Origin of the sequence: Herbidospora daliensis (assembly GCF_001570585.1) — a bacterium.
In the GTDB taxonomy this organism is placed as follows: domain Bacteria; phylum Actinomycetota; class Actinomycetes; order Streptosporangiales; family Streptosporangiaceae; genus Herbidospora; species Herbidospora daliensis.
This window is the reverse complement of the sequence record NZ_BBXF01000006.1, coordinates 166,385-181,102: the sequence shown is the minus strand read 5'-3', so window position 1 is coordinate 181,102 and position 14,718 is coordinate 166,385. Positions and strand designations below refer to the sequence as shown.

Annotated in this window: 11 protein-coding genes; 5 read left to right on the top strand and 6 right to left on the bottom strand. The window is 70.7% G+C overall.

The annotated features are described in order from the left end of the window. Positions 1–368: 368 nt before the first annotated feature. From AW274_RS29070 to AW274_RS29055, 4 genes are all read left to right on the top strand, one after another. On the top strand, positions 369–1,688 hold the full coding sequence (locus AW274_RS29070) for an ABC transporter substrate-binding protein (RefSeq protein WP_369408682.1): 1,320 nt from the start codon (positions 369–371) through the stop codon (positions 1,686–1,688). Between the two features lie 74 nt (positions 1,689–1,762). Then, a complete protein-coding gene (locus tag AW274_RS29065; protein ID WP_062438487.1) occupies positions 1,763–2,746 on the top strand; it encodes a carbohydrate ABC transporter permease in 984 nt (327 codons plus the stop codon). A gap of 2 nt (positions 2,747–2,748) precedes the next feature. Beyond that, positions 2,749–3,702 carry a carbohydrate ABC transporter permease gene (locus AW274_RS29060; RefSeq protein WP_062438482.1) on the top strand — a complete coding sequence of 318 codons (954 nt, stop codon included), beginning with the start codon at positions 2,749–2,751 and terminating at the stop codon, positions 3,700–3,702. Between the two features lie 52 nt (positions 3,703–3,754). Then, positions 3,755–4,756, top strand: a complete 1,002-nt coding sequence (locus tag AW274_RS29055) for a LacI family DNA-binding transcriptional regulator (RefSeq protein WP_062335548.1) — start codon at positions 3,755–3,757, stop codon at positions 4,754–4,756. On the opposite strand, the gene AW274_RS29050 is transcribed toward AW274_RS29055, so the two are convergent. The 6 genes from AW274_RS29050 to AW274_RS29020 are packed head-to-tail and all read right to left on the bottom strand — an operon-like array spanning position 4,748 to position 13,776. Continuing rightward, positions 4,748–5,971: a hypothetical protein gene (locus AW274_RS29050; protein WP_062438478.1), complete on the bottom strand. Its 1,224-nt coding sequence runs from the start codon at positions 5,969–5,971 to the stop codon at positions 4,748–4,750. The two genes, AW274_RS29055 and AW274_RS29050, sit on opposite strands and share 9 nt — an antisense overlap. Further along, positions 5,971–6,351: a Rid family detoxifying hydrolase gene (locus AW274_RS29045; protein WP_062438474.1), complete on the bottom strand. Its 381-nt coding sequence runs from the start codon at positions 6,349–6,351 to the stop codon at positions 5,971–5,973. The genes AW274_RS29050 and AW274_RS29045 overlap by 1 nt, the downstream gene beginning before the upstream one ends. An 8-nt stretch (positions 6,352–6,359) precedes the next feature. After that, positions 6,360–7,469, bottom strand: coding sequence for an alanine racemase (locus AW274_RS29040; RefSeq protein WP_439648796.1), 1,110 nt, complete (start codon positions 7,467–7,469; stop codon positions 6,360–6,362). Between the two features lie 19 nt (positions 7,470–7,488). Further along, a complete protein-coding gene (locus AW274_RS29035; protein ID WP_062438468.1) occupies positions 7,489–8,982 on the bottom strand; it encodes an N-acyl-D-amino-acid deacylase family protein in 1,494 nt (497 codons plus the stop codon). A gap of 4 nt (positions 8,983–8,986) precedes the next feature. Then, entirely contained in the window at positions 8,987–13,090 is a 4,104-nt protein-coding gene (locus tag AW274_RS39595; protein ID WP_083974987.1) for a DUF4153 domain-containing protein, read from the bottom strand. Further along, positions 13,087–13,776 (bottom strand): response regulator transcription factor, encoded by a 690-nt coding sequence (locus AW274_RS29020; RefSeq protein WP_062438457.1) that lies wholly within the window; start codon positions 13,774–13,776, stop codon positions 13,087–13,089. The genes AW274_RS39595 and AW274_RS29020 overlap by 4 nt, the downstream gene beginning before the upstream one ends. A 77-nt stretch (positions 13,777–13,853) precedes the next feature. Here AW274_RS29020 and AW274_RS29015 point away from each other — a divergent pair, with 77 nt between their 5' ends. Next, positions 13,854–14,717, top strand: coding sequence for an arylamine N-acetyltransferase family protein (locus AW274_RS29015; RefSeq protein WP_198169474.1), 864 nt, complete (start codon positions 13,854–13,856; stop codon positions 14,715–14,717). Position 14,718 lies beyond the last annotated feature (1 nt).

Sequence of the window (14,718 nt, the reverse complement as noted above, 5' to 3'; positions counted from 1 at the left end):
TACATGCGGAAAAACACTTACAGGGGGGTGGTGACCGAATCGGAACACAACCGTGGTCGCGCTCCCACCCCTGTCCTCATAACGTGTCCTGCGATGGTGCTTAGAGCGCTCAATGCCGGGAATGTGACGGTCGACCCTCGGCCCGCCACCGGCTGCGACGTCACCAGAGAGCGCTCTCCACGATAACGGAACTGTCCAATTCACAATGCGGTAACCGTAATCTCACATGGATTGACACGCCGTCGTAACCGGGGTGAAGCTTCCGGAACCGCTCTCTGATGAGAGTTCATGGAAGAACTTTGGAGGAAGGGTCCATGTCGCTCCTCTCACGACCCGCCCGTTTGTCCGCCATTGCGGCAAGTTTGGGCTTGGCACTCGTCGCCACCGGCTGCGGGAGCTCCGGCGGCGACACCGCCGGCCCGGCGACCAGCGCCAGCGCCGGCGGCGACGCGGCGTCGGCGGACTGCGCGCCGTTCACCGAGTACGGCAAGTTCGACGGCACGACGGTGAGCATCTACTCGCCGATCCGTGACGCTGAGGCCGACCTGTTCGAGCAGGCCTGGGGTCCCTTCAGCAAGTGCACCGGCATCAAGATCTCCTATGAGGGCACCGGCGAGTTCGAGGCGCAGATCCAGGTGCGCGCCGACGCCGGCAACCCGCCGGACATCGCGTTCTTCCCGCAGCCCGGTCTCCTTGAGCGCTTCGCCAAGGCCGGCAAGCTGAAGCCGGCCAGCGACAAGGTCAAGTCCCTCGCCAACGAGAACTGGTCCCCCGACTGGATCAAGTACTCCACGGTCGACAACGTCTTCTACGGCGCGCCCCTGGGCGCCAGCGTGAAGTCGTTCGTGTGGTACTCCCCCTCGATGTTCGCCGAAAAGGGCTGGAAGATCCCCACCACGTGGGCCGAGCTGATGACCCTGACCGAGACGATCGCGGCCTCCGGCATCAAGCCGTGGTGCGCCGGCATCGAGTCGGGCGACGCCACCGGCTGGCCCGCCACCGACTGGATCGAGGACGTCGTCCTCCGTGACCTCGGCCCCGAGGGCTACGACCAGTGGGTCGCCCACGACCTGCCGTTCAACGACCCCAAGATGGTCACCGCCGTCGACAAGGTCGGCGCGATCCTGAAGAACGAGAAGTACGTCAACGGCGGCTACGGCCCCGTGAAGTCGATCGCCGCGACCGCCTTCCAGGAGGGCGGCGTGCCGATCACCGAGGGCCAGTGCGCCCTGCACCGCCAGGCGTCCTTCTACGCCAACTTCTGGCCCGAGGGCACCAAGGTGGCCGAGGACGGCGACGTCTTCGCGTTCTACCTGCCGGGCAACGACGCCAACAGCAAGCCGGTGCTCGGCGCCGGTGAGTTCGTGGCCGCGTTCGCCGACCGTCCCGAGGTCCAGGCCGTGCAGGCCTACCTCGCCGGCGGCGACTTCCCGAACCGCCGCATGGCGCTCGGCACCTACGTCTCGGCCAACAAGAAGGTCGACGTCAGCAAGGCCGCCAACGCGATCGACAAGCTCTCGATCGAGATGCTGCAGGACCCGAGCACGGTCTTCCGCTTCGACGGCTCCGACCTGATGCCGGCCGCCGTGGGCGCGGGCACCTTCTGGAAGGGCATGACCGACTGGATCAACGGCAAGGACACGAAGTCGACCCTCGACTTCATCGAGGCCTCCTGGCCGAAGAACTGATCTAGGGACCGCTGCCCGGTCCCGGAGCCACGCGCTCCGGGGCCGGGCACATCCGCACCCGGGAGACCTCCCCCATGGACTTCTTCTTCGATTTCGCCGCAGAGGCGCCCAAACTCATCCAGCTTCTGATCGGCGTGGTCGCGTTCCTCGCCTTCGTCGGCCTCATGCTCCTGCTGCTCGACCGCGCCCCGATGAAGGAACGGTCGTGGGGGCACTCGCTCCTGCTGCTCGGTCCCGCGCTGGTGCTGCTCACGATCGGCCTGGTGGTGCCCGGCATCCGGACCACCATGTTGTCGTTCATGAGCGGCGACAGCAGCCAGTTCGTCGGGTTCGACAACTACGCCTGGATGTTCACCCAGCCCGAAGCGATCACGGTCCTGCGCAACACCCTGATCTGGGTGCTGCTGGTGCCGCTTCTGGTGACGGCCATCGGTCTCGTGTACGCCGTCGTGGTGGACAAGTCGCGCTTCGAGTCGATCGCCAAGTCGCTGGTGTTCCTGCCGATGGCGATCTCCTTCGTCGGCGCGGGCATCATCTGGCGGTTCGTCTACGCCTACCGTCCCGAGGAGGCCGACCAGATCGGCCTGCTCAACCAGTTCGTGGTCTGGCTCGGCGGCGAACCGCAGCAGTGGCTGCAGAGCGCCCCGACCAACACCCTGTTCCTGATCGTCGTCATGGTCTGGATCCAGGCCGGCTTCGCCACGGTGGTCCTGTCGGCCGCGATCAAGGGCATCCCGGCCGAGATCGTCGAGGCGGCCCGGCTCGACGGCGCGACCCCGCTCCAGATGTTCTTCCGGGTCACGCTCCCCTCGATCCGCCCCGCGCTCGTGGTGGTGCTGGTGACCCAGTCGATCGGCACGCTGAAGCTGTTCGACATCGTCCGCACGATGACCGGCGGCCAGTTCGACACCAGCGTCATCGCCAACGAGATGTACAACCAGGCGTTCCGCTACGGCGAGGCGGGCAAGGGCGCGGCGCTGGCCGTGTTCCTCTTCGTGCTCGTCACGCCGATCGTCGTCTACCAGATCCGCTCGCTGCGGCAGCGCCGGGAGGCATGAGCATGACCACCATCGCCCCCAGCATCGCCAAGACGGCGCAGCCGAAGACCGCGGCCGGACGGGTCCGCAAGCGGCTCTCCGGCCGCGTCGCGAGCCTCGTCGCGGTCGTCATCGCGCTGCTCTGGACGACGCCGACGTTCGGCCTGTTCCTGTCGTCGTTCCGTCCCGAGGACGACATCAAGCAGACCGGCTGGTGGACGTTCTTCACCAACCCGCAGCTCACCCTGGAGAACTACCGGGAGGTGCTGTTCGGCAGCTCGTCGTCGTCGGGCCGGCTGGCGTCGTTCCTGATCAACTCGGTCGTGATCACGATCCCGTCGGTGCTGTTCCCGCTGGCGCTGGCCACCTTCGCGGCCTACGCGCTGTCGTGGACGCGGTTCCGCGGCCGCGACTGGGTCTACATCGGCATCTTCGCCCTCCAGGTCGTGCCGCTGCAGATGGCCCTGGTGCCGCTGCTGTCGTTCTTCTCGCAGGGCGTGGAGGTCTTCGGCATCACCCTGATGCCGGCCTGGAACCTCGAAGGCTCGGCGCAGTTCATCCAGGTCTGGTTCGCCCACACCTGTTTCGCGCTGCCGCTGGGCGTCTTCCTGATCCACAACTTCATGTCGGAGCTGCCGGGCGAGCTGATGGAGGCGGCCCGCGTCGACGGCGCCACCCACGGCACGATCCTGCGCAAGGTGGTGCTGCCGCTGGTGGCCCCCGCGCTGGCGGCGTTCGGCATCTTCCAGTTCCTGTGGGTGTGGAACGACCTGCTGGTCGCGCTGATCTTCTCGGGCGGCACCGCCGAGACCGCCCCGATGACGGTACGGCTGGCGCAGATGGCCGGGACCAGAGGAAACGAGTGGCAGCGCCTCACCTCGGGCGCGTTCGTCTCCATGATCATCCCGTTGATCGTGTTCCTGTCGATGCAGCGTTACTTCGTTCGCGGCCTGCTGGCCGGAAGTGTGAAGGGCTAGGGGCCGATATCGTTATCGTCCGCAACCCGAGCCCCGTGGGAGGGACCCGTCGATGAAGCGCCCCACCTTGGAGGCCGTCGCCGCTCGTGCCGGGGTTTCCCGGGCGACCGTCTCCAGGGTCGTCAACGGCCAGTCCACCGTCGGTCCCGAAATCCGCGACGTGGTGCTGCGCGCCGTCCGTGAGCTGGGCTACGTGCCCAACTCGGCGGCGCGCAGCCTCGTCACCCAGCGCACCGACTCGATCGCCCTGGTCGTGTCGGAGCCGACGACGCGGGTGTTCTCCGACGACCCCATGTTCTCCACCGTCATCCGCTCGGCCAGCGTCGAGCTGGAGGCGGCCGACAAGCAGGTCGTGCTGATGCTGAGCGGCTCGGCCCAGTCCCACGCCCGTGTGGAGCGCTACATAGCGAGCGGCCACGTCGACGGCGTCATGCTGATCTCGATGCACGGCGCCGACCCGCTGCCCGCCGCGATCACCCGCATGGGCGTGCCGGCGGTCTCCTACGGCCGCCCGGCCGTGCCGGTGGCCCTGCCCTACGTCGACAACGACAACGTCGGCGGGGCCGAGAAGGCCGTCAAGCACCTGCTCGAACGCGGCCGCCGCCGCATCGCCACGATCGCCGGCCCGCAGGACATGATCGGCGGGCAGGACCGGCTGACCGGCTACCGCAACGCGCTGCGCGACAGCGACCGCCGCTCGATCGTCGCCGTCGGCGACTTCACCCGCGAGTCCGGCGCCATCGCGATGCGCCAGCTCCTCGAAGACGACCCTCAGCTCGACGCCGTCTTCATCGCCAACGACCTGATGGCGATCGGCGCGATGCAGGCCCTGCGCCAGGCGGGCCGCAGCGTGCCCGGCGACGTCGCGATCGTCGGCTTCGACGACATCGAGGCGGCCCGCTACACCGACCCGCCGCTGACGACCGTCCGCCACCCGATCATCGAACAGGCCGCGGCCATGGTGAAGCTGCTGCTCAGCCTGCTGGAGCGCGGCGAGACGGCCGCCGACCCGGTGATCCTGGAAACGGAACTGGTCGTGCGCGAGTCAGCCTGAGAGGGCTCCGTCGATCCGGCTCAGCACCTTCCGTGAGACCAGGCCGTAGGCGAAGAAGTCGACGCCGGCCGCCCCGGCCGCCTTGGCGGCCCTGACCTTGGCGGCCAGGCGTTCGGTCGAGTCGACGTCGCGGCGGCGTTCGCCCCAGCCCTCGATGTCGGGCATGCCCGGCCGCAGCACCGCGCGCAGTTCGCGGTCCTTGCCGACCGAGCGCGAGTAGGCGGCCAGGTCGTCGGCGATCCGGGTCGCGTCGCGGGCGTAGGCGAGCACCGCGAACGAGGGCACCAGGTCGCCGAGCGCCACCAGGTCGACGCCGATCTGCCAGGCGTCGTGGGCGGCCAGGCCCGCCGTGGGCAGCCCGTCGGCGGCCCCCTTCAGCGCGCCGGTGGCGTCGGTGAAGGTGAGCTGGGAGCCCTCCTCGGTGACCGCCGCCGAGACCTCGGCGACCAGCGAGGTCACGGTCTCGGAGCGGGCCCGTGCGTAGGCGACCACCTCGGGGCCGGCGTAGGCGGTCAGCGCCGCCCGGGTCACCTGGCCCTGGGCGGGCGGGTCGCCGTCGAGCACGCCGCCGACGATCCGGGCGCACTCCTCGCGGGCCACCTCGGCGTTCACCCCGAGCTGGGTCGCCCTCAGCAGGCAGTGGTGGCAGAAGCACAGGCCCAGGAGGAAGGCGTCCATGGGGCCGAGGGGGATGTAGGAGCGGCCCGCCTCGAACGCGGCGAAGTGCAGCGCGTCGGCCACGACCCGGTCGACGCCCTGGCGGGCCACCGCCCTGGCCAGGCCCACCACGTAGGCGCGCACGTCGGGGTTGGCCGGGCACAGGTCGGCGGGGGCGGCGCGGTCGCCGAAACAGTTGCGGACCGTCACCTCGGGGTGGGCCGCCCCCAGGGTCGCGTTGCGCAGGAATACCGCCTGCCCGTGGAAGGACAGGCCGCGCGCCCGGCAGGCGGCCCGCAGGTCGTCGAGGATCTTGTCGTCGGCGCCGGGCTGGAGTGGCGGCGAGAGCCGTCCGAACAGGTCGGGCGGCGGCGGGAAGTGCACCCCGTCGTGCCGGAGGGTGATCCGGCTGGAGCCGTGGGGGGTGACGTCCGTGATCTGGTGGACGGCGGCGGCCACGGTCACCCCGGCCACGCCGAGGTCCGTGATCCGGTCGAGCACCGCGTCGACGCCCTCGTCGCGCAGGTCCTCGACGAAGACGTACACCGAAGAATCCACTAACGCCCCTTGTAGGCCACGAAGTCGATTTCCACCAGGATGTTCATGAGCTGCGATCCTACGGTGGTCCTGACCGGATAGGGCTGCGTGAAGTAGGACTTGTACACCTCGTTGTAGGCGGCGAAGTCCTCCTTCAGGTTCTGCAGGTGCACCGTCGACTTGATCACGTCGTCGAAGGTCAGGCCGTGGACGGCGAGCACCGCGCCCAGGTTCTTCATGGTCCGGTGGGTCTGCTCGGCCACGTCGGCGCCGACGATCTCGCCGGTCTCCGGGTCGAGCGGCCCCATGCCGGAGGTGTAGACGAAGTCGCCGACCACGAGCCCCTGCGAGTAGGCGCCGACCGGGGCGGCTCCGTCGGTCGTGCGGATCTCTTCCTTCACTTTTTCTCCTAGAAGTACGTGGTGAGCAGGTCGACCACGACGTGGTCGTCGTCGACGACGGGGATGACCCGCCACTTGTCGAAGGCGGTGCAGGGGTGGGAGAGGCCGAACCTCAGCACGTCGCCCGGCTTGACCCGGCCGCCGGGGTCGCTGAGGTAGGTGTGCTGGTCTTGCAGCTTCGTCACCGTGAGCCCGTCGGGGGCGAACGGGAGATCCAGGTCGTAGGGGATGTCGCGCTTGCCGAGGCCGACGATCGCCAGACCGGGTTCGGGGGTGGAGACGACCTGGGCGTACACCTCGAGCGCGGGTCTCAGCCGGTCGGCGAAGGGGCTCATGCGGGCGTAGAAGCCCTCGTCGTGCCCGATGTAGGCGCCGGGGCGCACGATGACCTGGGCGTCCATACCGGCCAGTTCCTCGGTGACCAGGTCGAAGTGGGAGCTCCCCCCGGCGGAGACGATCGGGGCGGCCAGGTCTTCGGCGAGGCGGCGCAGGTCCTTCAGGTAGGCGGTGACGCCGGCGCGGTCGGGCTGGGTGCCCTCGTAGCCGGACACCCCGGCGAACTCGACGCCGTCGGTGGCGTCGATGAGCTCTTTGAGCGCTTTCGCCTCGTCGAGGGTGCGGCAGCCGGTCCGCCCGCCGGGATGCCCCAGTTCGACCAGGATCCGGAAGCCCTTCCCGGCCAGCAGCTCGACGCCGCGCGGCGAGTCGGCGTAGACGAGCAGCTCCAGGTCCTGGCGGGCCAGCCACTCGACGGCCCGCTCGTCGTAGATCTCGTTGGCCAGCAGCACCCGCTCGACCCCGAGGTTCCGGTAGACCATGACCTGGCTCGCGGTCGCGGCCGTCAGCCCCCACGCGCCCGCGGCGAGCTGCTTGGCGAACAGCTGCGGCGACATGGTCGTCTTGCCGTGAGGGGCGTGCAGAAGACCGTTCTCCTGTACGTGGTCCGCCAGCACCCGCACGTTGTGGTCGAGGGCGCTCTCACGGGCGACCATGAGCGGCCACGTGAACGGGCCGTCGAACAGCCGGTGGCGGGCCGCCAGGAACTCCTCCGCCGTGACCGGCTCCGGCTGGACGAACCCCCGCGTGCGCCAGTCGATGGTCATGCCGGAAATGAGCACTCGTGGATCGTATAGGAGACTACGCCGGTCGCAGGGCCCGGCCGGGGCGGGCTGTGGTCATTCGTCCGTCTTCGAGGACGCGTACCCCGTTGATCCACACGTCGTCGACGCCCTGGGCGAGCTCGCGCGGGTGGGCGTAGGTGGCCCGGTCGGCGACCGTCGCCGGGTCGACGAGGATCAGGTCGGCGGCCTGGCCGGGGCGGACCAGCCCCCGGTCGAACAGCCGGAACCGGCGGGCCGGGTGGGCCGCGAGGTGTGAGGCGGCCTCCGACCAGCTCAGGTCGGCCTTCTCCCGCACGTGATGGCCGAGGAAACGGGCGAACGCGCCGTAGGCGCGGGGGTGCGGGTGGCCGCCGACGTGCAGGCCGTCGGAGCCGCCGGTGTGGGCCGGGTGGCGCAGGATCCGGCGGACCGACTCCTCGCCCTCGGGGCCCTCGTCGGGCCGGGCGCTGACGCAGCCCGCCTGGAGGCCGGTCTCGACGAGGAGACGGCGGGCGAACAGCGCCGGGCTCTCCCCCTGGCGCTCGGCCGCCCGCGGGATGGTGAGCCCTTCGGACCATTCGAGGCCCGGGGCGTGGGCGATGGTGAGGCGCTCCCAGGCGTAGTCGAGGTCGAGCCGCTCGATCATCGGCAGGGCCGCCGCCGGGTCGGCCGCCGGCACGTTCGCGGGCAACACGATCATCGCCAGGATCGTGCTGCCGCGCAGGTAGGGGTAGGTGTCGAAGGTCGTGTCGCCGTCGAGCAGCGGCAGCAGCACGTCGGCCGGGCCGTGGAAGTGGGAGACGTGCAACGGGGCGCCGGCCCGCCGGGTGACGGCGAGCGCCTCCTTCATCCCCACGGGCGCCGACTGGCCGTAGCCGCGCATGTGGGTGACGTACGGGAGACCCTGGAGCGGCGCGCACAGGGCGGCGAGTTCGCCGACGTCGGCGTAGCGGCCGGGCACGTACTCGAGACCGGTCGACAGACCGACCGCGCCCTCGTCGAGCCCCTTCTCCACAATCGAGCGCATCCGGTGGATTTCGTCCGGAGACGCGGTGGTCTGAGCGGACCCGAGCACGTCGTAGCGGATCGTCCCGTGCGGGAGCAGGAAGACGCTGTTCAGCGCGGCCCGGTCGTGGCTCGCCCTGATCTCCGCCACCGACAGCGGGCCGTCGCCCGGGAAGTCGCCGTTGATGGCGGCGAAGTAGCGGGTGGCGTAGTCGAAGGCGGCCCTGGTGGTGGTCGGCGCGAACGAGAGCCCGTCCTGGCCCAGCACGACCGTGGTGACGCCCTGGCGCAGGTTGGCGAGCTGGAAGCCCGCGTCGTGGACCAGCGCGTCACCGTGGGAGTGACAGTCGATCATCCCCGGGAGGACGAGCCGGCCGGTGGCGTCGACGGCGTCGACGGCGTCGTGGTGCGGCAGCCGCCCGACCGCCGTGATCCTCCCGCCGGAGATCCCGACGTCGGCGCGGAACGGCGGGGCGCCGGTCCCGTCGACGACCCGGCCGTTCGCGATCACCACGTCGAAGGTCACGTGATCAGTATGCGGACCGGTACTTCTCCTCGCACGTCACCGACGGGTCCACCGGGTGCGCCGCGAGGATCTCGGCGGCCTGGCGGCGCGACAGGTTCCAGCCGTTCCAGGGGTCGGGGAACCGCAGGTCCTGGACGTCGATCACGTCGCGCAGCACACAACTCCTGATCGGCTCGGGCAGCCGGTCGAGCCCCGGGATGGCGTCGGCGCTCAACCGGCCCAGGTAGTGGGCGTCGAGGCGGTCGACGCCGCGTACCGACACCTGGGTCTCGGCCACCTGCGCGTCCGGGTTCCAGACCGCGAAGACCAGCAGCGACACGGCCGTGAGCAGCACCAGCGCCTTCGGCAACCAGACCTGCGGCCTGATCAGCCCACCCAGCAGCACCAGCACGAACACCGCGGCGACCCACCAGATCGTCGCCCCCACCGAGGCCCGCAACCGGGTGAAGCCGTAGGCGGCGGTGTAGAGCCCGAGCCGGTGCAGCGCCGAGGCCAGGATGACGAGGGTCAGCGCGCAGAGCAGCCCCAGCAGGGTCGCCCTGATCCACCGGTCGCCCTTGATCATCACGCTGCAGAAGGCGACGATGAACAGCACGAACACGCTGACGGTGATCAGCTCGAAGAAGCCCGACCGGGCGTATTCGGCGAACGTCAGCCCGGCGGTCTCCAGCACCCGGCGGCTGCCGCCGAACAACACCGAGATCTGCACCCCGACGAAGGCGGCGAACAGCAGGTTGACGCCGACCAGCGGAATGATCCACAGGGTCCGGGCCAGGCTGAGCGGCGCGTAGTCGACCCGGGGCTCGACGACCGGCCGCAGCGCGACCAGGATCGCGGCGGCCGCCAGCACCCCGAAGACGACGAACAGGAAGATCCGCACCGGCAGCGACCCCGCCCACGCGGGCGCCGAGAACAGTTCCCGGGCGAACGAGGAGAACACCGCGTCGGCCGAGACGAACAGCACCCCGAAGACCGCCAGCAGGATCGCGGTGACCCCCAGCGACACCAGGACGGGCAGCAGGCTGCGCCGCTTGAGCACCCGCCGCACCGGCCCGCCGAGGAACCACGGCACCGGGAACACCGCCAGCCCGACCGACAACAACCCCCTGACCACCCCGGCCCAGCCCCGCCCACCTGACACGGCCAGCGAGGCGACCGCGAAGGCGGCCAGCAGCGAGAGCCCGACCAGCCAGTCGGCGTCCCGGAACAGCGCGACCGACACGAGCCCGTAGGCGGCGACGGAGTAGGCGATGCTCCAGGCGTTGACCCGATGCCGGATCGCGGGGACCACCGCCAGCGTGAGCGCCACGGCGGTCAGGACCACGCCGATGCCGGTCGGCGCGTAGGGGAAACAGACGGCCGCGACGAGCCCCACCCCCATGGCCGCCGGCAGCACCCAGCTCGGCGTGTCGGGGAGGGCGGGTCGGGGGAACAGCGGCGGCGGCGTGTACGCGTCGAACTGCCCCCCAGCCTGCTCCGACGACCTGACCCGGCCGCCGAGCGACGCGCCGGCGGCGATGCCGACACAGACGAAGAGCAGGAACGCGCCCGCGGCCTGGACCTCGGTGTTCGGCCCGGTGCCGAAGAACACGGCCGCGACCGTGCCCCCGAGCAACCCGGCGAGCGCCCCGATGATCCCGCCGACGACGGCACCGCCGAAGGACCTGGCGGGGGGCGGCTCCTCGAACATGCGCTGACGCGACTGGCCGGGCGGGGGACCGCCTGGGGTGGTGTCGCCGCGTGGGGCGGGCGGTCGGTCGTCGGGCGGGACGACGACGGGGTGCGGCGCGGTGACGGCGGTCCGGAGAGAACTGGCCGGCGTGGTTCGACCGTCGGCCGAAGACGACCCGGGCTCGCCGGATGGGGCCTGCGCGGTGGTGGCCGAGGAGACCACGGGAACAGCCGGGGAAACGAGCGCCCCAGGGTCAGCCGAAGCCGCAGCTTGCGCAGGAGCGGCCGACGCGGCGAGCAAGCCGGAATCGGCCGAGAGTGGCGTCGCACGCGCAGGCACAGCCGGGATGACGGCCGACCCGGAATCGGCTGACGGCACCGCCGCATCCGCGGCGACAGCCAAGGCGGGGAACGACCTCGGGTCGGCCGAGACGGGCGACCCGGAATCGGTTGAAGCCACCGCATGCGCAATTGGTGAGACGGGCGGCGGGACGGCCGCTGAATGTGCGGCAACGGCCGGCGAGACGGGCGACCCGAAGTCGGCCGAAATCGGTGCCGCATGCACAGGGGCAGCCGGCGCCTCCGAATTTACCGCGGAATGCGTGGGCGACCCGGAGTCAGCCGAAGCCGATGCCGCATGCACAGGATCGGCCGGAGCGAAGCGCGACCCGGAATTAGCTGAAGCCGCTTCATCCGCAGTCGAACCGGGAAGCGACCTCGGGTCAGCTGAGACAGGCGCAGAATGCGCGGCGACGGCGGGGGTGAGCGGCCTGGCGTCGGTCGAAGCCGCCGCGTCCGCGGGAGCAGTCGGTGAGATGGGCAGTGCGGCTTCGGCCGGGAATGCCGCTGGCTGTGCAGCAGGCGACTCGGCGTCAGCCTGAGCCGGTGTGGGGTGCGAGGTGATGGCCGTAGTGGCTGGCTCGAACGGGTTGCCTTGGCTCGCATCGGTTGCCGTTGAGGGTGCTTGAGTGATCTGCGGCTCGGCTTGCTCTGGCGCGGCCTGGGAACCGTTGGCCGACGACGTCGGCATGGGCCCAGCGTGTGCTTCCACCAGCGCTGATTCCCCCGCTGCCGTGGAGTTCGGTGCGGGTGCCGATGCCCTCCACAACAGTCCCCCGGGAGAGGCCGGAGCCGTGGGTGACTCAAGCCGGGGCACGCCCCCCCGCTCTGGCGAGGCCTGCTCGCCTGCCGGTGCGGACGACAGGTCGAGCGCCGCCTCGACAGCCGCCTCGGTGAAAGCGGGTCGTGCGGCCGTAGGTGACACGTCTGTGGTGAGTGAGCCGTTCGTTCGCGCCGGTTGGGCGGCGACTGGCGAGTCGGGATTTTTCACGGAACCGGCCTCCGTATCGGTTCGTGAGCGGCGGGTCGCCGGCAGGCGGGCGTGGACCGCCCCCGTGGGGGTCCGGCCCGCGGCCAGGGTTCGGCCGGCGGGGGCCGGTTCCCTGACCGCCTTAGGGAGGGTGACGACCATGTGGCAGCCCGTCCCGTCGGCGACCGCGAGGGTGCCCCCGTGGAGTTCGGCGATCTCCTTGGCGATGGCCAGACCGAGGCCGGCTCCTCCGGCGTCGGCGGCGCGGGCGGCGTCCAGGCGGGAGAAGCGTTCGAAGACGCGCTGGCGGTCGGCGGGCGGGATGCCGGGGCCTTCGTCGGCGACCTCGATTTCCAGGGTTCCGTCGGTGGACGCGCGGGAGGTCAGGGTGACCGTTCCGCCGGGCGGGCTGTGCCTGACGGCGTTGTCCAGCAGGTTGGCCAGCACCTGGGCGAGCAGCGACGGGTCGGCGGTCGTCAGGTGGCGGCCGGGTTCGATCTGGGCGACGACCGTCACGTCGTCGCGGCGCAGTGACGCCTCGCGGACGGCCTGTCCGCCGAGGTCGGCCAGGTCGAACTCCTCGGCCTCGATCGGGCGGGCCCCCGAGTCGAGTCTCGACAGGTCGAGGAGCTGGGCGACCAGGCGGCCCAGGCGCTGGGTCTGCGCCAGAGCCGTGCCGAGGATCTCCGGCTCGGGTGGGGAGACGCCGTCGACCACGTTCTCCAGGACCGCCTGCACCCCGGTGATCGGGGTGCGCAGTTCGTGGCTGACGTTGGCGACCAGTTCGCGGCGCTGTCTGTCGACCTCGGCCAGGTCGGCGGCCATCGCGTTGAAGGCTCTGGCCAGCTCGCCGACCTCGTCGCGGCTGGTGGCGGTGACGCGGAGGCCGTACGAACCCTTGGCGATGGTCTGCGCGGCGGCGGCCATCTCCCGCAGGGGCTTGGTCATGCCCCGGGCCAGCACCTGCATCATGAGCAGCGCCAGGAACACCGCGAAGGCGATCCGGAGGTCGCGGGGAACGCCCCCGTTGATCCCCACCTCGTTCACCACGAACGCGGTCACCACGGCCCCGACCATGACGATCCCGAGTTTGACCTTCATGCGGCCGAGGAAGTCGAGCGGCCTCATGGGCGCACCAGGGCGTACCCGACCCCGTGGACGGTCCGCACCACCTCTGACCCGAGCTTGCGACGCAGCGCCCGCACGTGACTGTCCACGGTGCGCGTCGCGGCCGCCTCGGAGAACCCCCAGATGTCGGCGAGCAGCCGTTCGCGCTCGTAGACCTGTCCGGGACGTTCGGCGAGCCGCCTGAGCAGGTCGAACTCGGTCCGGGTCAGCTGGGCCTCGGCCCCGCGCACGAACACCCGCCGCTCGGCGAGGTTGATCTCGATCTCGCCGACCCGCAGCACCGTCTCCTCGGACGCCAGCTGCACCGCCCGGTCGACCCGCCGCAACAGGGCGTGGATACGCGCGACCAGTTCGCGCATGCTGAACGGCTTGGTGATGTAGTCGTCGGCCCCCACGCCGAGCCCGACCAGCACGTCGGTCTCCTCGCCGAGCGCGGTCAGCATGAGCACGGGCACCGGCCGGGCGGCCTGGATGCGGCGGCACACCTCCAGCCCGTCCAAACCGGGCAGAAGCCGGTCGAGCACCACCAGATCGGGTTCGAAGCGCGCGTACGCGACCAGCGCCCCTTCGCCGTCACCGGCGACCCGGACATCGAACCCTTCGGCCGTCAATCGGGTCGCGACCGCTTTCGCGATGGTGTCGTCGTCCTCGACGACCAGCACCCGGCGCTGCTGGGGATAAGCCATGCAGGCAGCGTAGAGGCCGGACGTGCAGAGCTTTCATGGCTTTTTGTGGAGCTTTCGTGCAGGCTACCGTGATTGCCGTGATCGATGTCGACGCCTACGTCCACCGTCTCGGCCTCACCCGCGAGCCCCCGAGCGTCACCGCCCTCGCCGCCCTCCAGCGCGCCCACGTGGAGCGGGTCCCCTACGAGACGACGGAGATCTGGCTGGGCCGCCCGACGACCGTCGACCCGGCCGAGTCGGCGGCCCGGATCGTCGCGGGCCGGGGCGGCTACTGCTTCCACCTGAACGGCGCCCTTTCGGAACTGCTGTCGGCCTTGGGCTATCAGGTGACGCGGCACTTCGGCGGCGTGCAGGGCTCGGCGACCGACCCGGCCGGCGCCCGGGGCAACCACCTGGTGCTGACCGTCGCCGGCCTGCCCACCGAAGCGAACCCGTCGGGCGAGTGGCTGGTCGACGCCGGCCTCGGCGACGCGATCCACGAGCCGCTCCCCCTGGTCGAGGGCGTGTACGACCAGGGCCCCTTCACCTACCGGCTGCGCCCCTCGGAGGCCGAACCCGGGGGCTGGCGCCTCGACCACGACCCGCGCGGCAGCTTCGTCGGCATGGACTTCCGCAAGGTCCCGACGGAGATGACGGCGTTCGAGTCGGAGCACGTCCGGTTGTCGACGTCGCCGGAGTCGGGGTTCGTGCGCGTGCTGGCGATCCAGCGGCGCGACGCGACGGGGGTGGACTCGCTGCGCGGGCTGGTGCTGACGCGGGTCGGCGACGACCCGACGTCGACGACGCTGGAGCGGGAGGGCGACTACGTCGCGGCGATGAGCGACGTCTTCGGCCTTCACCTGACGGGCGAGGAACGCGCGATCCTGTGGCCGAAGTTGTCGGAAAGCCATAAGGCATGGCTTGCCAGCAGGGACGATGAGGAAGGTGGAGAAGCCATCTGAC

What these genes read in the sequence shown, in the direction of transcription:
- AW274_RS29065 (WP_062438487.1), top strand. Translation starts at nt 1,763, where the DNA reads ATGGACTTCTTCTTCGATTTCGCCGCAGAGGCGCCCAAACTCATCCAG.
- AW274_RS29060 (WP_062438482.1), top strand. Translation starts at nt 2,749, where the DNA reads ATGACCACCATCGCCCCCAGCATCGCCAAGACGGCGCAGCCGAAGACC.
- AW274_RS29055 (WP_062335548.1), top strand. Translation starts at nt 3,755, where the DNA reads ATGAAGCGCCCCACCTTGGAGGCCGTCGCCGCTCGTGCCGGGGTTTCC.
- AW274_RS39595 (WP_083974987.1), bottom strand. Translation starts at nt 13,090, where the DNA reads ATGAGGCCGCTCGACTTCCTCGGCCGCATGAAGGTCAAACTCGGGATC.
- AW274_RS29020 (WP_062438457.1), bottom strand. Translation starts at nt 13,776, where the DNA reads ATGGCTTATCCCCAGCAGCGCCGGGTGCTGGTCGTCGAGGACGACGAC.